The organism is Micromonospora sp. NPDC005161, from assembly GCF_053599855.1.
On sequence record NZ_JBSFYQ010000011.1, the window covers coordinates 55,677 to 73,374 of the forward strand.

Here is a 17,698-nt window from a genome sequence, read left to right on the forward strand (position 1 = left end):
GACCGCCGTCACGTAAGTACTTGACTGGTCAAGGAATCTGCCGCGTGTGTCCCGGGTTGCTGACGAGCGTCAGGCACAACCGGTACGAGTGAGGCGGCGACTTCAGATGCAGTTCGGAATCTTCGGCGTGGGGGATCTGGCACGGGACCCGGTGGCCGGGCGGATGCCGTCGGAGCACGAGCGGATCAAGGCCGTGCTGGAGTACGCCACGTTGGCCGAGGACGTCGGGTTGGATGTCTTCGCCATCGGCGAGCACCACAACCCGCCGTTCGTGCCCTCGTCGCCGACCACCATGCTCGGTTACATCGCGGCGCGTACCGAGCGGCTGTTGCTGTCGACCTCGACCACGCTGATCACCACGAACGACCCGGTGAAGATCGCCGAGGACTACGCGATGCTCCAGCACCTCGCCGACGGCCGGGTAGACCTGATGATGGGCCGTGGCAACACCGGCCCGGTCTACCCGTGGTTCGGCAAGGACATCCGCGCCGGCATCCCTCTCGCCATCGAGAACTACGACCTGCTGCGCCGGCTGTGGCGCGAGGACGTGGTCGACTGGGAGGGCCGCTACCGCACTCCGCTGCAGTCGTTCACCTCCACGCCGCGCCCGCTCGACGGGGTGCCCCCGTTCGTCTGGCACGGCTCGATCCGCAGCCCGGAGATCGCCGAGCAGGCCGCCTACTACGGCGACGGGTTCCTGCACAACAACCTGCTCTGGCCCAAGGCGCACGTCCAGCGGATGGTCGAGCTCTACCGCCGACGGTTCGAGCACTACGGGCACGGCCCGGCGGATCAGGCGATCGTGGGCCTGGGCGCGCAGGTGTTCATGCGGCGCAACTCCCAGGACGCGGTCCGCGAGTTTCGTCCGTACTTCGACAACTCCGCCGCGTACGGGCACGGGCCGTCCCTGGAGGAGACGATGAGGCAGACGGCGCTCCTGGTCGGCAGCCCGCAGGAGGTGATCGACCGAACCCTGACCTTCCGGGAGTACGCCGGCGGCGACTACCAGCGCCAACTCTTCAACGTCGACGGCATTGGCGTCCCCCGCAAGACCGTGCTGGAGCAGATCGAGATGCTGGGCGAGGTCGTGCAGGTGCTGCGCAAGGAGTTCGCGGTGGGCCGTCCCGCCCACGTCCCGGACGCCCCGACCCACGCCTCGCTCAAGGCGGCGACGGTTGCCGCTGCGGGGGAGGAGCTTCGATGAAGCGCACCATCGCCGTCGTGTCCGCCGGCCTGCGGCAGCCGTCGTCGACCCGGATGCTCGCCGACCGGCTGGCCGACGCGGTCCGCCGCGAGCTGGAGCGGCTCGGCGCCGAGGTCGACGTGGAGCTGATCGAGGTGCGCGACCACGGGCACGACCTGGTCAACAATCTGCTGGCCGGGTACCCGTCGGAGGAGCTGGAACGGGTGCAGGACACCGTCCGGCGTGCCCACGCGCTGGTCGCGGTGACCCCGACGTTCTCCGGTTCGTACAACGGGATCTTCAAGATGTTCGTCGACGTCCTCGACGACACGGCCCTGATCGACAAGCCGGTCCTGATCGCCGCCACCGGGGGGACGGGCCGGCACTCGCTGGTGCTGGAACACGCGCTGCGACCGCTCTTCAGCTACCTGCGCGCGGTCGTGGTGCCGACCGGGGTGTTCGCGGCGCCGGAGGACTGGGGTGCCGGCGACGCGGCCCAGGGCTCCCTGGTGCAACGGATCGACCGGGCGGCCGGCGAGCTGGCCCGCGAGGTCCAGCGGCGCGACTCGCCCGCTCCCGCCGACCCGTACGACGACCCGACGCCGTTCGCGCGGCTGCTCGGCGGGTGAGCGCACCCGGCTCAGTCAGCCGTGCCGATCTGCCGGAACGCACGGGCCAGCTGGACGAGATCGACGCCCTCGAGGTGGTCCAGGAACCGCCGCCGCACGGCGGTCAGGTGGCTCGGCCAGGACTCTTCCAACCGGGCGAAGCCGGCGTCGGTGAGGACGGCGTTCCAGCCGCGGGCGTCCTGCTCGCTGCGGACCCGCTCGACCAGGCCCTGCGTCTCCAGCCGGATGATGGTGCGCGTCATCCCGCTGAGCGAGAGCTGGCATTCCGCGGCGAGTTCGTGCATCCGCAGCTGCCGGCCCGGCGCCTCGGAGAGGACCCGGAGGGCCGTGTACTCGGTCAGCGGCAGCTGACGGTCGCCGGTCATGTCGGCGTCGATGGCCCGGGGCAGGACGAACATCAGCTGGCCCAGGGAGCGGACCAGGGCTTCCTCGTCGGGGTTGAGGGGGCGAAGGGGTTCTGCGGAGTTGCCGGACATGCCCCCATCCTAGTTGCTTGACCGAGCAACTGCTCGCCCTCGCTGTGATGCTCGACATGGATCAGGAGGTTGCTTGACGAAGCAACAAATGGCTAGCGTTCTCGTCGCCAGGCAAGGACTTCTGAAAGGCGCAACCATGACCAGGATCGGGATCATCCTCGGGAGCACCCGCCCGGGCCGTAACGGCGAAGCCGTCGCCCGCTGGGTCCTCGAGGTCGCCAAGCAGCGCTCCGACGCGGAGTTCGAGCTGATCGACCTGCTCGACCACAACCTGCCGCACCTCGACGAGGCGTACCCGCCGGCGATGGGCCAGTACACCCAGCCGCACACGCTGCGCTGGGCCGAGACCATCGCGTCGTTCGACGGGTTCGTGATGGTCACGCCCGAGTACAACCACTCCACCTCGGGCGCCCTGAAGAACGCCATCGACTTCCTCTACGCCGAGTGGAACAACAAGGCCGTCGGCTTCGTCAGCTACGGCTCGGTCGGCGGTGCGCGGGCCGTCGAGCACCTGCGGCTGATCTCCGCTGAGCTCCAGATGGCCGACGTGCGGTCCCAGGTCGCGCTGTCGCTCTTCACCGACTTCGAGAACTTCAGCGTCTTCAAGCCCAACGAGCACCAGCGGGACGCGCTCGGCGTCACCCTCGACCAGGTCGTGGCCTGGAGCACCGCGCTCGCACCCCTGCGCCAGCGCTGACCACGTCTCACACCGATCCGGGGCCGGCCGCCGGGATCCTTCCCGCGGCCGGCTCAGCTCGTCGTGAGGTCGCGGGTGGCGCCGTCGCCGACGGCCCGGAGCTTGTCGGGGTTGGCGACGTTGTGAATGGTGGTGATGCGGCCGTCAGCGCCGATGTCGAAGGTGACGGTGGCGATCACCCGGCCCGCACCGCTGAACACCACGCCCGGCCCGTTGTTGATTTCGACCAGGGCGGCGCGCATGTCATCGGGTCGGACGCCCTGGTAGGTGACGGTGCCGATGGCCGCGAACCAGGCGGCGACCGTCTCCGCGCCCACGATCGGGCGCAGGGCCTGGCGGACCTTGCCGCCGCCGTCGGTCCACAACGTGACGTCCGGCGACAGCAACTCCAGCAGGGTGTTGATGTCGCCGCCGGTCGCGGCGGCGAGGAACCGCTCGGTGACTCCGCGCTGCTGCGACCGGTCCGCGGTGAAGCGTGGTCGCCGGGCGCGCACGTGCTCCCGAGCGCGGTGCGCGGCCTGGCGTACGGCGGCGTCGGAGCGTTCCACCGCCACCGCGATCTCGGCGTGGCTGAAGTCGAAGACCTCCTTCAGGACGAACACCGCGCGTTCCAGCGGGCTGAGCGTCTCCAGCATCACCAGCATCGCCATCGACACCGACTCGGCGTCGGTGACGGCATCGGCGGTGTCGCCCTCGGTCAGGACGGGTTCGGGAAGCCATGGACCCACGTAGGTCTCACGTTGGTGCTGGCTGGAGCGCAGGCGCTGCAACGCCAGATTCGCGACGATGCGCGCCAGGTACGCCTTGGGGTCGGCCACCTGGGCGCGGTCGGCCCCGGACCATTTGATCCACGCGTCCTGGACGGCGTCCTCGGCGTCGGCCGCGGAGCCGAGGATGCGGTAGGCGACCGAGAACAGCAGGTTGCGATGGCGGTGGAACACCTGCTGGTCGACGTCCGAGTAGGGGCGGGTCACCGCGCGTCCCGGAGGCGGGTGAAGCGACCACCGCGCGGCCAGAACGCGCCGGAGGAGGGCAGCTTCACCATGCGGCGGTACGTCGGCCAGGGGGATGCGCTCACCGTCTCCTTGTACCAGATGGCCGCGCGGCCGGTCAGACACGCCCGTCGGGGGCTGTCGTCGGGGTGGGTGAACTGCACGACCGCGTCATGCCGTCCCAGGCTCACCGGGGTGTGGTAGTAACCGAACCGGAACGGCCTGGGCAGCTTGCCGTCCAGCGCGCGGACGATCGACACCGCCGCGTGCACGCCGGTCGGCATGCCGCTCTGGCAGGTGCCGTGCATGACGCCGTAACCCTGCCGGATCGCGGCCGCGTCGCCGATCGCGTACACGTCCGGGTGCGACACCGACCGCAGTGTGGCGTCGGTGACGACACGACCGCCCTGGTCGACGGTCAGGCCCGCGGCGGCCGCCAGCGGTGACACCCGCGTACCGCCGGTCCACAGGACGACGTCGGCCGCGATGGTCGCCTCGCCCGCCAGCTCGACCGAATCGGGCAGCACCTTCGTCACCGCCGTCCCGCTGCGCACCTGGACACCGAGACGTTCGAGCGCCGCCCGCAGATACGCCCGGGCCCTGGGGTTCATGGTGGCGCCCGGTTCCTGCCGGCCCACCAGCACGACGTTCAGCTGCGGGTGCCGCTCGGCGATCTCCGCGGCCGACTCGACACCGGTCAGGCCGCTGCCAGCGACCACGACCGTGCCGCTGGCGAGCCGCGCCAGCCGGTCGGCCAGCGACGCCGCGTCGTCGGCGCTGTCCAGGGTGTACGCGTATTCCTCGACCCCCGGCACCAGCGCCGTGTCGGCCACGCTGCCCAACCCGTACACCAGCGTGTCGTAGTGCAGCACCCGACTGTCGTCGATCCGGACGGTCTTCGCGTTCGGGTCCACCGCCGTGACCCAGCCGCGGACGAACTGCGCGCCCGTGTCGGCCAGGAGCGCCGGAATGTTCATCTCGAGCAGGTGCTGCCCGGTCGCCACCATGTGCAGCCGCAACCGTTCGGTGAACCGCTCCTGCGCGTTCACCAGGGTGACCTGCACGTCGGCGCGTCCCCTGGTGCGGGCCGCGAGCTGGATCGCCGCGGCCATGCCCGCGTACCCCGCGCCCAGGACCAGCACGCGGTGCGTGGTGGCCGTGCCTGCGTCGTGCGATGTGCTCATCGTCTGGCCTCTCTCGTTGGGTGACGACCACGAGATGCGTGTCGCCCGACGATTCGTGACATGGGTTGGTGTGACGCCCGGCACAGCCGATGCGGGCGGCCGCGCCCACTACCCTCGTCGCCATGAGCCGACCTGCCGGTGCGGTCCGGCCTCCGTTGTGGCGGGACCGCACATTCGGTACGTACTGGATCGCGCAGTCGCTCTCCGCGGCCGGCGACTCGTTCGCGTTCCTCGCGGTGCCGCTGCTGGTGCTCCAGGCGACCGGGTCGGTGGCCCGGATGGGCCTGCTCACCGCCGTCGCGGGCGCGGCGTCCGTCGTCGCCGGGATCTTCGGCGGCGTGCTGGTCGACCGGTACGACCGGCGGACCCTGATGATCGTGGCCGACCTCACCCGCCTGGTGCTCTACGGCCTGGTGCCACTGGCCTGGCTCGCCGGGCCGCAGGTCTGGCTGCTCTTCGTCGTGCTGCCGATCTGCGAGGCGGCCGGGATGATGTTCCAGGTCGCCGCGGTGACCGCGGTCCGCAACCTGGTCGACCGGGACCGGATCACCGAGGCCAACGGCCGGTTGCAGGCGACGTACGCGGCAGCGGCCGTGCTCGGGCCGCTGCTCGCCGGCGTGGTGTCGGCCCGGTTCGGTCCGGCGGTGGCGATCGCCGTCAACGCGGCGAGCTTCGCGGCCTCCGCGGTCGGCCTGTGGCTGATCCGGCTGCGACCCGTCCAGGCCGACGACGCCGCCCCGCTGACCCGGCAGCGACCGCTGGTCGAGTTCCTGGCCGGGGCGCGGTTCCTGTGGCGCCAACCCGTGCTCCGTGCGCTGACGGTGCTGCTGTCGGTCTTCATCTTCCTGACCTACGGCTTCACCGACGTGCTGATCTACCACGTCACGCACGACCTCGGCGGATCCGAGGGCACCGTCGGCACGGTGCTCGGCCTGGCGGCGGTGGGCACCATCGTCGGGGCGCTCCTGGTGGCCCCGCTGCGCCGCCGGCGCGGCTTCGGCGTCACCTGGATCAGCGCGCACGCGATCTGCGGTCTCGCCGTGGCGGGCGTCGGCCTCGCGACGTCGGTGCCGACGGTCACCGCGCTCACCGCCGTGTACCTGTGCTGCCTGAGCGTGGGCGGGATCTGCTCGATGTCCCTGCGCCAGGAGATCACTCCTGATCATCTGCTCGGCCGGGTCACCTCGGCGTTCTGGAGCACGCACTACGCCCTCGGGCCGGCCGGTGCGGTCGCGTTGACCTGGGCCGCCGCCCGGTACGGCGTCGCGGCGGTCGCCATCGTGTCGGGGGCGGGATGTCTGCTGGTCGCGATCGGTGGCCTGTTCACGCCGATCCGCCGAGCCGGCGCGGAGCCGCATCGGTCGCCCGTCGCCGTCCCGGTAGGAGGGGCCGGTTAGCCCCGGCTCCACCCCGGGTCGTCGTCCTCCGAGTCGGCCTGTTCCACGGCTGCCTGTCGAGCTGCCCCAGTTGTGGGGCAGCTCGACAGGCACCTGGCAGGGCCACGCACCCGCCAGCGTTTCCGCCACACCCGTAGGCCCGGTCACAGCTCCTGGTACATGACGTGCAGGCCGACCCGGCCGAGGGTGGGGTGACGGAACGCGCCCGGCACCGTGCCGACCACCTCGAAGCCCTCCCGGCGGTACAGCTCGACCGCCGATCGGTTGCTCTCCACCACGGCGTTGAACTGCATCCCGACGTACCCCTGGTGGCGCGCCCAAACCACGGCGTCTCGGCACAAGGCGGTGCCCACGCCCCGCCCGCCCGCGTCGGCGGCGACCATGAAGCTCGCGGTGGACACGTGCGAGCCCGGCCCGGGTCGGTTGGTGCCCATCTTCGCGGTGCCGAGCACCCGCGTGCCGTCGACCGCCACGACGGTCCGCCCCGGCGCCGCCTCCGCCCACATGCCATACGACTGCTCGGCGGTCATCGCGGGATCGTAGGGGAAGGTCTCCTGTGCCCGGATCACCTCCTCGATGATCGGCCACACCTGCGACCAGTCCTGGTCGACGAACTCCCGAATCTGCACCGGGGGAGGTTAAGCCCGGGACGGGCCCGGGACAATCCGTTGTGCCGAGGCGCATCCGTGCGGCACACCCGGTGCGAAGCATGGGTAGTGACGAGACCCGCGCGTCAGTCCCGGACGAGCGCGGCGATCTCCTCGTCCAGCAGGGCCGCCAGCCGGGCATGCCGGCCAGGATGGCTCCGCGCGGTCATGCCCCGGCTCGGCATCTCCACCGTCATCAGCAGGTACAGATGCAGCCGGTAGAGACCGAGCCGGCGGCGGGCCGCCGCGTCCAGCACCAGCGGCTCGGCGGCCGCGGCACGGTAGCCGCGCAGCAGTGGATGCTCCGGCTCGTCCTCGATCCGCCGGTAGAGCAGCGGAGAGACCAGATCCAGCAGCGGATCGCCGTGCAGGAACCGTTCGCCGTCCACCAGCCCGCTCAACTGCAGCCGGCCGTCCGGGCCGGGCACGGTCAGCACGTTGCCGTCCCAGCAGTCGAAGTGCAGCAGCGCCGGCCGGCGTACCTCGTCCAGCGCGCCGGCGTGCCGCCCGACCAGCGCGCGCAACCGGTCCGGGGTGACCGGCAGCCGGACGTCCCAGTCGGCGGCGTCGGCGAGGAGCGCGTCGAGCATCCCGGTGAACGCCGCTCGCCAGGTCGCCCCGCTGGCCCGGTCGCCGTCATAACCGAACCGGTCGCCGGTGACCCGGTGCAGCGCGGCGAGGGCCGCGCCGAGGTCGTACCGCGCCGAGCCGTCGTCGACCGCCGCGCCGGCCTCGGCCAACCGGCGCAGTGACCGGCCGGGCAGCATTCCGGTGACCAGCCACTCGCCGTACGCCGGGTCGGCGCCGTGGTGCAGCACCGGAGGAACGGGCACCCCCGGTGCCCGCTCGGTGACCAGCCGGAAGTATCGCGCCTCGGCCGTGCAGAGCCCGCGCTCGTAGCGCAGCAGTCGCTTACCGGCCGGCGGGGCCAGCGTCAGCACCACCCGGCGGTCGTCGTCGAGCAGCGCCCACCAGACCGTGGCGTAGCCGCCGCCGGTCAGTGGGCCGCCGTCGCGTACCCGCGTGTGCGGGCCGAACGACGCACGGACCAGGTACGTCACGTCGTCCATCGTGAGCGGACGCTGGGTCGGGCTCGCCACGGTCACGAGCCGGCGTCACCCCGACGCGCGCGCGGCGCCGCGCCGGTCGCGTCCAACGTGGACCGAAGGGCGGGGCCGGCGGTGTCCCGGCGGATCAGCTCGGCGGGAAGCACCTCGACGCGGGGTGCCGGCGCCTCCGCGCCGAGCACCAGGGACATCGCCCGGACCCCCATGTCGACCAACGGCAGCCGCACGGTGGTCAACGCCGGAGTCACGTCCCGGGCGATCGGCATGTCGTCGAAGCCCACCACGGAGACCCGCTGCGGCACCGCCAGCGATCGGGCCCGGAGGGTGGCGAGCGCGCCGATGGCCATCGAGTCGTTGAGCGCCACGATCGCGGTCAGCTCCGGGTCGGCGTCGAGCAGCCGGGCGGTGGCCTCGGCGCCGCCGTCGCGGTCGAACTCGGCGTACCGGATCCGCCGCTCGGGCAGGTCACGGCCCTGCTCGGCGAGGGCCTGCCGGAGCCCGGCCAGCCGGTCGGTGGTGGTGGTGAGGATGCGCGGACCGGCCACCACGCCGATCGCCCGGTGGCCCAGCTCGCACAGCTCCCGCCCGGCCAGGTAGCCGCCGGCCCGGTTGTCCGGCATCACCGCGTCGCCGGAGTGCTCGTGCCGGCCGATCACCGCGACCCGCCCGCCCGTCGCCTCGTACGCGGCGAGCTTCTCGTTGAGCTGCCGGGTGAACGCGTCGTCGTGGTAGCCGGAACCGGCCAGGATCAGCGCCGCCACCTGGTGGCCGCGCAGCAGCTCCACGTACTCCAACTCGCGGTCCGGGTCGCGGTAGCTGTTGCAGATCATCAGCAGCCGGCCCTGGTCGGTGGCGACGCGTTGCAGCCCACGGGTGATCTCGGCGAAGTACGGGTCGGAGACGTCGTGCACGATCACGCCGACCGCGCTGCGGTGCGAGCGGGCCAGCAACTGGGCGTGCGCGTTCGGCACGTACTGCAACTCGGCGACGGCGGCGAGCACCCGCTCGCGCAGCTCGTCGGTGACGGGTTTACTGCTGCCGTTGATCACGCGGGAGGCGGTGGCGGGCGAGACGCCCGCGCGCCGCGCCACGTCGGACAGGGTGGCCATGGCCCGCCCCCTCGGTCTGTTGACGGCGTTTCGCCGCGCCGGCTAGCGTCACGGTACCGCAGAGAAAGCCCTTTCCCGCAGGGAGGCCCCGCCGTGTCGGAACGCTTCGCCGCCCCGCTGCCCGGCGGGGTTGGGCTCTCCCGGCTACGCGTCTACGACACCCCCGCGCCGGACGGCGTGGTCGGCGGCACCCCGCACGTGCACCTGTGCTGCACCGAGGGGTACGTGGTGACCGGCGGCGAGGGCGCGGTGCAGACCCTCACCGCCGCCGGCGGCTACCGGGAGACCCCGCTGCGGCCGGGTGCGGTGGTCTGGTTCGAGCCGGGCACCGTGCATCGCCTCGTCAACGGCGGGGGTCTGACCATCGTGGTGCTCATGCAGAACAGCGGCCTGCCCGAGGCCGGCGATGCCGTGCTCACCTTCCCGCCTGAGGTGCTGGCCGACCCGGCCGCGTACGCCGCCGCCGCGGCGCTGCCCGACGGGGGAGCGCCGGGCGCCGACGTGACCGCCGCGTACCGGCGGCGGGATCTGGCGGTGACCGGCTTCCAGGCGCTGCGGGCGGGCGGACCTGCGGCGCTCGCCGCGTTCCACTCCGCTGCGGTGGCCCTGCGCCAGCCACTGCTGGCGCGCTGGCGGGAGCGCTGGGCGGCCGGCGCGGGCCGGGCCGCCGCCGGGACCGGCGAGCAGCTCGACGCGCTCGGCCGGGGCGATGCCGGGCACCTGGGCGAGGCCGGGGTGTACGCGGTGGACGAGCCGGTCGAGCGGGGCCGGCTGGGCATGTGCGGCCTGCTCGACACCTATCCGGCGGCCATCTGACGGCGCGGTCGGCTCGCCGTCCTTCTCGGACGGTCCGCGCTGCGTCGTCGTGGTTGATTGACTCGGTTTCCTTGAAGCCGGGGTGATCGAGGGCTGACGATGGCCCGGTTCCCTGGAAGTGGAGTCGATCTCGGTGGCCACGATCGCGGGCGGACCTGGCGTAGCGGCGAACAGACCCAGGAAAGGCCTTGCCTGGTGTCGGCGAGCCGCCTACGCTCCTGGAAAGCGTGTGCCTGATACGCCGACCGGCCCGGTCCGTGAGTGCCATGCCATGCCGGGCTTCGAGGAGGTTCCGCGTGACCGACAACGCTCTGGACGCGGCGGGTCAGCAAGCCGCCACCGAGGCGGCGAGCGGCGAACGGATTGCCGCTTCCTCGCTCCCGCCCGGGTCCGCCGGTGGGCCGGCTTCCGTCGACGGCGCGACTCCGTCCGCAGTGGGCGGTCCGCCACCGGGCACCGGCGGCCGCCCGCCACGACCGACGCTCGGCCGGCGTGCACTGGCCCTCGCCGACTCGCTCTGGCGCCCGGCGCTGGTGCTGGCGGCGTTCTTCGCCGCCTGGTGGTTCGTGGCCGCCCGGGAGTACGTGCCCAACTACCTGGTGCCGACCCCCGGCCAGGTCTGGACCACGATGACGCAGCAGTGGTCCGAGCTGGCCCGGCACACCATGGTCACCCTCTACGAGACGGTGCTCGGCTTCGTGCTGGCCGCCGCGCTGGGGCTGGCCACCGCGGTCGCCATCGCCTACTCGCGCACCCTGGACAAGGCGCTCTACCCGATCGTCCTGTTCGCACAGGTCATCCCGAAGATCGCCATCGCACCACTGCTGGTGGTCTGGTTCGGTCTCGGCCTCACCCCGAAGATCATTTTGGCGGTGCTCATCGCGTTCTTCCCGGTGGTCATCTCCGGCGTGGCCGGGCTGCGTTCCACCGACCCGGAGCTGCTCGACCTCGCCGCCACGATGGGCGCCGGCCCGTGGCGCACCTTCCGCAAGATCCGTTTCCCGAACGCGCTGCCACACCTGATGGCCGGCCTCAAGGTGGCGGTCACCCTCGCGGTGGTCGGCGCCGTGGTCGGTGAGTTCGTCGGCGCCAGCGAAGGGCTCGGCTACGTCCTGTTGCTGGCCAACGGCAACCTCGACGCCCCGCTGCTGTTCGCCGACCTGATCCTGATGTCCGCCATCGGCATCGTCCTGTTCGTCCTGGTCGAGATCGCCGAGGCACTGCTCATTCCCTGGCACGCCAGCCGTCGGGCCGGCGTACCGCTCACCACCTCCTGACCGACCCCATCACGGAGGCACCGATGAAACGCACCGCCACCACCATCCTGGCCACCGTCGCCCTGCTGTTCGCCGCCACCGGCTGCGGCGGGGACGACTCCTCCGACGGCGGCACCGACGGCAGCAAGCAGGTCACCCTCACCCTCAACTGGGTGCCGTACGGCGAGCACGCCCCGTTCTACTACGGGCTCCAGAAGGGCTTCTTCTCCGCCGAGGGCATCGATCTGAAGATCCTGCCGGGCAACGGCTCCGGCAACACCGTCAAGCAGGTCGCCCAGAGGCAGACCGACTTCGGCTGGGCGGACAGCCCGGTGCTGCTCAAGTCCGTGGCCAGCGGGATGCCGGTGCGCAGCCTCGGCGCGTACCTGGAGAAGGGCCCCTCCTCGGTGGAGTTCTTCGCGGAGGAGAACATCAAGAGCCCGGCCGACCTCAAGGGCAAGACCGTCGGCGGCACCCCCGGCGACGCCCTCTACGCGACCTTCCCGGCCTGGCTGGAGAAGAACGGCCTGAAGCAGAGCGACGTCAAGGTGGTCAACGTGGACGCCGCCGGCAAGATCGCGGCGTTGGCCGAGGGCAGGGTCGACGCCATCATGGGCTTCTTCCACGACCAGGCGCCCACCATCGAGAGCAAGACCGGCAAGAAGGTCGACGTGCTGCTCTTCGCCGACTACGGGATGAACCTGCTCGGCACCGGCCTGATCGCCAACACCCAGACCCTGCAGAAGGACCCGGAGCTGGCCCGCAAGTTCGTCCGGGCCACCCAGAAGTCCTGGGCCGAGGCTGCCCGGGATCCGGCCGGCGCGGTGAGCGCGATGACCGCGCTGGCCGAGAACGAGCCCGCACCCGAGGTGCTCACCAAGCAGCTCACCCTCAACCTGCCGCTGATCGGCTCCGACGGCCCGCCCGGCGTGAACACCGACGCCCAGTGGAGCGAGACCATCGACCTGATGTCCCGCTACGCGGAGCTGAAGGACCCGGGCGCGCCCAACGCGTACTGGGACGACTCGTACGCGGCCCAGGGGTGACCCGGTGACCGCCGCGCCGGCCCGGGCCGGCACCGCCATCGGGATGTCCGGGCTGACCGTGCGGTTCAGCTCGCGGCGGTCGCAGACCACCGCGCTGGACGACGTGTCGCTGGACATCCAGCCGGGGGAGTTCGTCACCATCGTCGGTCCGTCCGGCTGCGGCAAGTCCACCCTGCTGAAGATCGTCGCCGGGCTGGTCCGGCCGACCAGCGGCGAGGTGTCGCTGCTGGACCGCCCGGTAGCCGGCCCGCAGAAGGAGATCGGCTTCGTCTTTCAGAAGGCCGCGCTGCTCGAGTGGCGCGGCGCGCGGGCCAACATCCTGCTCCAGGCCGAGATGCGCGGCATGGACCGGGCGCAGGCGGCCCGCCGGGCGGACGAGCTGATCGAGATGACCGGCCTGACCGGCTTCGAGAAGGCGCTGCCGCACGAACTCTCCGGCGGCATGCAGCAGCGGGTGGCGCTCTGCCGCGCGCTGCTGCACTCCCCGCCGGTGCTGCTCATGGACGAGCCCTTCGGTGCCCTGGACGCGCTGACCCGCGAGCAGATGAACGCCGAGCTGCACCGGATCTGGCGGGAGACCGGCACCACGGTGGTGCTGGTGACCCACTCCATCGCCGAGGCGGTCTTCCTCGGCACCCGGGTCGTGGTGATGAGCGCCCGACCCGGCCGGATCATCCGCACCTTCCCGGTCGACCTGCCGGCGCACCGCGACTACGCGCAGGTGATGTCGGATCCCCGCTTCGACCGGCTCGCCACCGACCTGCGCGGGTTGCTCGGCAGCGCGGCCGCCAACCACTGAGCCCGCATCGGTACGACCAGCACGACGGAAGGAACATCATGACCCGCAGGTCGATCGGCATCATCGTCAACGGCGTGACCGGAAGGATGGGCTACCGGCAGCACCTCGTCCGCTCGCTGCTGGCCATCCGCGAAGCCGGCGGCGTGACGTTGGCCGACGGCACGACCATCTGGCCGGAACCGGTCCTGGTCGGGCGCAACGAGACGAAGCTCCGCGAGCTCGCCGAACGGCACGGGCTGACCGACTGGACCACCGACCTGACCGCGGCGCTGGCCCGGGACGACGTCGAGATCTACTTCGACGCCCAGGTCACCCAGCAGCGGGAGAAGGCGATCCGGCAGGCGATCGACGCCGGCAAGCACATCTACACGGAGAAGCCCCTGGCTGAGGACACCGCGGGCGCGCTCGACCTGGCCCGTGCCGCCGACGCCGCCGGGGTACGCACCGGCGTGGTGCAGGACAAACTCTTCCTGCCCGGGCTGCGCAAGCTCAAGCGGCTCATCGACGGCGGCTTCTTCGGCCGGATCCTCTCGGTGCGCGGCGAATTCGGCTACTGGGTCTTCGAGGGCGACTGGCAGCCGGCCCAGCGTCCGTCCTGGAACTACCGGGCCGAGGACGGCGGCGGCATCACGGTCGACATGTTCCCGCACTGGCACTACGTGCTGGAGGAGCTGTTCGGCCGGGTCAACGCCGTCTCCTGCGTGACCGCCACCCACGTGCCCGAGCGGGTCGACGAGGCCGGCCGCAGCTACCCGGCGACCGCCGACGACGCCGCGTACGGCATCTTCGAACTCGACGGTGGGGTGATCGCGCAGCTCAACTCGTCCTGGTGCGTGCGGGTGTACCGCGACGAGCTGGTGGAGTTCCAGGTCGACGGCACCGAGGGCAGCGCGGTGGCGGGGCTGCGCCGCTGCCGGGCGCAGCACCGGGCGGTCACCCCGAAACCGGTGTGGAACCCGGACCTCCCTGCCACCGAGGACTTCCGGGCACAGTGGACCGAGGTGCCCGACAACGAGGAGTTCGACAACGGCTTCAAGGTGCAGTGGGAGGCGTTCCTGCGGCACGTGGTGGCCGGTGAGCCGTTCCGCTGGGACTTCCTGGCCGGCGCACGCGGCGTGCAGCTCGCCGAGTTGGGGCTGCGCTCGGCCCGTGAGGGCGTCCGGGTCGAGGTGCCGGAGCTGACCTCATGACGGCGGAGGTGGTGCTGCCCGGCGGGCGGCTACACCGGCTGGCCGGAGGAAGCGGGTTCCCCCGTCCGGCCGCCCCGGCGGCCAGCCGGATCGCGTACGCAGCCGCGCACGTCGTGGCCGACCCGAGCGCGGAGAACGTGCCGGGCGCACCGGCGGCGGTGGACTGGGACACCACCCTCGCCTTCCGGCGGCACCTCTGGTCGTACGGGCTGGGCGTCGCCGAGGCGATGGACACCGCCCAGCGGGGGATGGGGCTGGACTACCCGGCCACCCGGGAGTTGATCCGGCGCAGCGCCGCCGAGGCCCGCGCGGTGGGCGGGCGGATCGTCGCCGGGGTCGGCACCGACCAGCTGCCGGCCGGCCCGGCCACCCTGACGGCGGTCACCGTGGCCTACCGGGAGCAGCTGGACGACGTGCGGGCGGCCGGCGCCCAACCGGTGCTGATGTGCAGCCGGCACCTTGCGGCCGCGGCCCGCGGCCCGGAGGACTACCTACGGGTGTACGACGACCTGCTGACCGCCGCCGAGGAGCCGGTGGTGCTGCACTGGCTGGGCCCGATGTTCGACCCGGCGCTGACCGGCTACTGGGGTGCGGTCGACCTGGACCTGGCCGCCGACACGGTGGTCGAGCTGATCAAGGCGCACCAGTCCAAGGTGGACGGAATCAAGGTGTCGCTGCTCGACGCCGGGCGGGAGGTCGCGCTGCGCCGCCGGCTGCCGGCCGGGGTACGGCTCTACACCGGCGACGACTTCCACTACCCGGAATTGATCCGCGGTGACGAGGTGGGCCACTCCGACGCGCTGCTCGGGGTGTTCGCGGCCATCGCGCCAGCCGCCGCCGCCGCGTTGGCCGCCCTGGACCGGGGCGACCTGGCCGCGTACGACGAGATCTTCGCGCCGACCGTGCCGCTGGCGCGGCACCTGTTCGCGGCGCCGACCTGGCACTACAAGACGGGGATCGTGTTCCTGGCCTGGCTGGCCGGGCACCAGGGCCACTTCACCATGGTCGGCGGCGCGCAGTCCGGCCGGTCGCCGGCCCACCTGGCCACCCTGCTCACCCTGGCCGACGCCGCCGGGCTGCTGCCCGACGCCGAGCTGGCCGCCACCCGCGCCCGGGCGCTGTTCACCGTGGCGGGAGTTGCCCAGTGAGCGCGAGGAGTGAGCCGGTGTTGCGAGCCCCGCAGTCGCGAACGGAAGCCAGCTCAGTGAGCGGGCTGGAGCGTTTCTCGTTCAACCAGGCCACCGCCCAGCACTGGCCGTTGCCCGAGGTGGTGGCCGGCTGCGTCGCGGCCGGGGTGCCGGGCATCGGGCTGTGGCGGGAGCCGGTCGCCGAGTACGGGCTGGCCCGCTCGGCGAAGCTGGTCCGCGACGCCGGCCTCGCCGTCACGTCGCTGTGCCGGGGTGGCTTCTTCCAGGCCGACGACTGGAGCGCGGAGAACCTGCGGGCCATCGAAGAGGCGGCCACCCTGGGCGCCCCCGAGCTGGTGCTGGTGTCCGGAGGGCTGCCGGAGGGCAGCCGGGACATCGACGGCGCCCGGCGCCGGGTCGCCGACGCGATCGGCGAACTGGCCCCACACGCGGCGGCGGCCGGCGTACGGCTGGCCATCGAGCCGCTGCACCCGATGTTCTGCGCCGACCGCTGCGTGATCGCCACACTCGGCCAGGCGCTGGCCATCGCCGAGCGCTTCGACCCGGCGGTGGTGGGCGTGGTCGTGGACGCGTACCACGTCTGGTGGGACGACACCGTGTACGCGCAGATCGACCGGGCCGGCGCCCGGATCGCCATTTTCCAGGTCTGCGACTGGGTGACCCCGCTGCCGGAGGGGGTGCTGCTCGGTCGGGCCCTGCCCGGCGACGGGTGCATCGAGCTGCGCCGGCTGCGCGAGGCGGTGGACGCGGCCGGCTACCTCGGCCCGATCGAGGTGGAGGTCTTCTCCGCCGAGGTGTGGGCACGTCCCGGCGCGGAGGTGCTGGACGCGGCGATCGCCGGCTACCTGCACCACGTTGCCTGAGGCCCCGCACCGCCGGTGGCCGGCGGCGATCGGGGCGTGGCTCGGCATCGGCACCGCCCCGGCGACACTGGTGCTCGGCGCGGCGATGGCCGCCCGGCACGGTGGCGCGGTGCCGGTGGCCGGGCTGCTGGTCGGTGGCGCCCTGATGGCGGCGCTGCTCTGGGGGCAGGGCCGGATCGGGCTGCGCCGGCCGCTCGGCGACGGCGGAACGTTGACCGCGGTGCTGCCCGCGTACCTGGGGAACACCTCGCGGATGCTGCTGGCGGCCGTGCTGACCGTGTCGATGGTCGGCTGGAACGGCTTCAACGTCGGGCTCGGCGGCGCGTCCCTGGCGGCGCTGACACACCTGCCCGGCTGGGTCGGGCCGGCGTTGCTGGAGGTCGCCGTCCTCGTCGTCTCCTGGGCGCCGGCCCGGTTCGGCAACCGGGTCGCGGTGCTCACCACCCTCAGCGCGGTGGTGCTGGTCGGCTGGTGCCTGATCGTCCTGCCGCCGCCGGGCGCGCCGGTCCGCGTCGCCGCCGGTGGTCTCGCCGACGCCGCCGCGATGATCGGCTACGTGGCGGTCTTCGCGTTGCGCGCGCCGGACTTCAGCGTCGGCCTGGCCCGGCGGCGGGACCTGGCCTGGTGTGTGGGGCTGCTGCTCGGGCCGGCGCTGCTCGGGGTGGTGGCCGGTGCGGGCCTGTGGCTGCGGACCGGTTCGGCGGACGTGGTCGCGCTGCTCGCCGCCGGCTCGGGGCTGGCCGCGTACGCGAATCTCTTCGTCGCCGTGGCGGTCTTCGCCGCCGCGCTGACCACCACGTACTCTGGGGCGCTGGCGTTGCGTGGCCTGACGCCGCGGGTGCCGGCGCGCACGGCGATGCTCGGCGTCGCGGTGCTCGGCGGGCTGCTCGCGGTGGCGCGCTTCGACCGCCTCGTGCTGCCCTGGCTGACGCTCCTGGCCGCCGCGCTGCCGGTGCTGGTGGTGCCGATAGCCGTGGAAGCGGCGGCACGTCGGCGCGGTCGCGCGCCGCGTACCGTGCCCGCCTGGTGTTGGGTGCCGCCGGCGTTGCTGGCGGTGGCCTGCACGCTCGCCGGGGTCGGCGTCGCTCCGCTGCTCGGACTGGCCCTCGCCGGGGTGCGCACTGTGCTCTGGCGGCACCGAGGAAACGCGCATCTGGTCTCGGCTGACGGATCATGATCTTATACGCACCAGCGATCCG

At 72.5% G+C, this 17,698-nt stretch carries 18 protein-coding genes; 12 read left to right on the plus strand and 6 right to left on the minus strand.

The features are described from left to right. Positions 1–106 precede the first annotated feature (106 nt). Both ACWD5O_RS13325 and ACWD5O_RS13330 read left to right on the plus strand, forming a co-directional pair. A complete protein-coding gene (locus ACWD5O_RS13325; protein ID WP_387322268.1) occupies positions 107–1,204 on the plus strand; it encodes an LLM class flavin-dependent oxidoreductase in 1,098 nt (365 codons plus the stop codon). Further along, positions 1,201–1,812 carry an FMN reductase gene (locus tag ACWD5O_RS13330; RefSeq protein WP_354962381.1) on the plus strand — a complete coding sequence of 204 codons (612 nt, stop codon included), beginning with the start codon at positions 1,201–1,203 and terminating at the stop codon, positions 1,810–1,812. Before ACWD5O_RS13325 ends, ACWD5O_RS13330 begins: the two co-directional genes overlap by 4 nt. Positions 1,813–1,823: 11 nt before the next feature. Here ACWD5O_RS13330 and ACWD5O_RS13335 read toward each other — a convergent pair whose 3' ends face one another. Beyond that, positions 1,824–2,288: a MarR family winged helix-turn-helix transcriptional regulator gene (locus tag ACWD5O_RS13335; protein WP_354962380.1), complete on the minus strand. Its 465-nt coding sequence runs from the start codon at positions 2,286–2,288 to the stop codon at positions 1,824–1,826. Positions 2,289–2,424: 136 nt separating this feature from the next. Here ACWD5O_RS13335 and ACWD5O_RS13340 point away from each other — a divergent pair, with 136 nt between their 5' ends. Next, complete coding sequence (locus ACWD5O_RS13340) at positions 2,425–2,985, plus strand: NADPH-dependent FMN reductase (RefSeq protein ID WP_354962379.1); 561 nt, start codon at positions 2,425–2,427, stop codon at positions 2,983–2,985. A gap of 53 nt (positions 2,986–3,038) precedes the next feature. Here the strand turns inward: ACWD5O_RS13340 and ACWD5O_RS13345 are convergent, their stop codons facing one another. Together ACWD5O_RS13345 and ACWD5O_RS13350 are read right to left on the minus strand one after the other, a co-directional pair. Then, on the minus strand, positions 3,039–3,959 hold the full coding sequence (locus tag ACWD5O_RS13345; RefSeq protein ID WP_450085415.1) for an RNA polymerase sigma-70 factor: 921 nt from the start codon (positions 3,957–3,959) through the stop codon (positions 3,039–3,041). Further along, entirely contained in the window at positions 3,956–5,161 is a 1,206-nt protein-coding gene (locus tag ACWD5O_RS13350) for an NAD(P)/FAD-dependent oxidoreductase (protein WP_450085416.1), read from the minus strand. The genes ACWD5O_RS13345 and ACWD5O_RS13350 overlap by 4 nt, the downstream gene beginning before the upstream one ends. Positions 5,162–5,283: 122 nt before the next feature. Between ACWD5O_RS13350 and ACWD5O_RS13355 the strand changes: the two genes are divergently transcribed. Further along, the gene (locus ACWD5O_RS13355; RefSeq protein ID WP_450085417.1) at positions 5,284–6,558 is read left to right on the plus strand and encodes an MFS transporter; all 1,275 of its coding nucleotides are present in this window, start codon (positions 5,284–5,286) and stop codon (positions 6,556–6,558) included. 143 nt (positions 6,559–6,701) lie between these two features. Here ACWD5O_RS13355 and ACWD5O_RS13360 read toward each other — a convergent pair whose 3' ends face one another. The 3 genes from ACWD5O_RS13360 to ACWD5O_RS13370 all read right to left on the minus strand — a co-directional run bounded on the left by ACWD5O_RS13360 (position 6,702) and on the right by ACWD5O_RS13370 (position 9,381). Then, positions 6,702–7,187, minus strand: coding sequence for an N-acetyltransferase family protein (locus tag ACWD5O_RS13360; RefSeq protein WP_450085418.1), 486 nt, complete (start codon positions 7,185–7,187; stop codon positions 6,702–6,704). 104 nt (positions 7,188–7,291) lie between these two features. Continuing rightward, on the minus strand, positions 7,292–8,311 hold the full coding sequence (locus tag ACWD5O_RS13365; RefSeq protein ID WP_450085419.1) for a phosphotransferase family protein: 1,020 nt from the start codon (positions 8,309–8,311) through the stop codon (positions 7,292–7,294). Beyond that, positions 8,308–9,381 (minus strand): LacI family DNA-binding transcriptional regulator, encoded by a 1,074-nt coding sequence (locus tag ACWD5O_RS13370; protein WP_450085420.1) that lies wholly within the window; start codon positions 9,379–9,381, stop codon positions 8,308–8,310. The genes ACWD5O_RS13365 and ACWD5O_RS13370 overlap by 4 nt, the downstream gene beginning before the upstream one ends. 93 nt (positions 9,382–9,474) lie before the next feature. Between ACWD5O_RS13370 and ACWD5O_RS13375 the strand changes: the two genes are divergently transcribed. From ACWD5O_RS13375 to ACWD5O_RS13410, 8 genes are all read left to right on the plus strand, one after another. Then, the gene (locus ACWD5O_RS13375; RefSeq protein WP_354962371.1) at positions 9,475–10,197 is read left to right on the plus strand and encodes a cupin domain-containing protein; all 723 of its coding nucleotides are present in this window, start codon (positions 9,475–9,477) and stop codon (positions 10,195–10,197) included. A gap of 296 nt (positions 10,198–10,493) precedes the next feature. After that, positions 10,494–11,474 carry an ABC transporter permease gene (locus tag ACWD5O_RS13380; RefSeq protein WP_450085421.1) on the plus strand — a complete coding sequence of 327 codons (981 nt, stop codon included), beginning with the start codon at positions 10,494–10,496 and terminating at the stop codon, positions 11,472–11,474. 23 nt (positions 11,475–11,497) lie between these two features. After that, the gene (locus ACWD5O_RS13385; RefSeq protein ID WP_450085422.1) at positions 11,498–12,499 is read left to right on the plus strand and encodes an ABC transporter substrate-binding protein; all 1,002 of its coding nucleotides are present in this window, start codon (positions 11,498–11,500) and stop codon (positions 12,497–12,499) included. A 43-nt stretch (positions 12,500–12,542) separates the two neighbouring features. Continuing rightward, positions 12,543–13,298 (plus strand): ABC transporter ATP-binding protein, encoded by a 756-nt coding sequence (locus ACWD5O_RS13390; protein ID WP_387322808.1) that lies wholly within the window; start codon positions 12,543–12,545, stop codon positions 13,296–13,298. A 38-nt stretch (positions 13,299–13,336) separates the two neighbouring features. Next, on the plus strand, positions 13,337–14,488 hold the full coding sequence (locus ACWD5O_RS13395) for a Gfo/Idh/MocA family protein (RefSeq protein WP_450085423.1): 1,152 nt from the start codon (positions 13,337–13,339) through the stop codon (positions 14,486–14,488). Beyond that, positions 14,485–15,636 carry a dihydrodipicolinate synthase family protein gene (locus ACWD5O_RS13400; RefSeq protein WP_450085424.1) on the plus strand — a complete coding sequence of 384 codons (1,152 nt, stop codon included), beginning with the start codon at positions 14,485–14,487 and terminating at the stop codon, positions 15,634–15,636. Before ACWD5O_RS13395 ends, ACWD5O_RS13400 begins: the two co-directional genes overlap by 4 nt. Positions 15,637–15,701: 65 nt before the next feature. After that, positions 15,702–16,499 (plus strand): sugar phosphate isomerase/epimerase family protein, encoded by a 798-nt coding sequence (locus ACWD5O_RS13405; protein WP_354962587.1) that lies wholly within the window; start codon positions 15,702–15,704, stop codon positions 16,497–16,499. Next, the gene (locus ACWD5O_RS13410) at positions 16,492–17,676 is read left to right on the plus strand and encodes a hypothetical protein (protein ID WP_450085425.1); all 1,185 of its coding nucleotides are present in this window, start codon (positions 16,492–16,494) and stop codon (positions 17,674–17,676) included. Before ACWD5O_RS13405 ends, ACWD5O_RS13410 begins: the two co-directional genes overlap by 8 nt. The last annotated feature ends 22 nt before the right edge of the window (positions 17,677–17,698 follow it).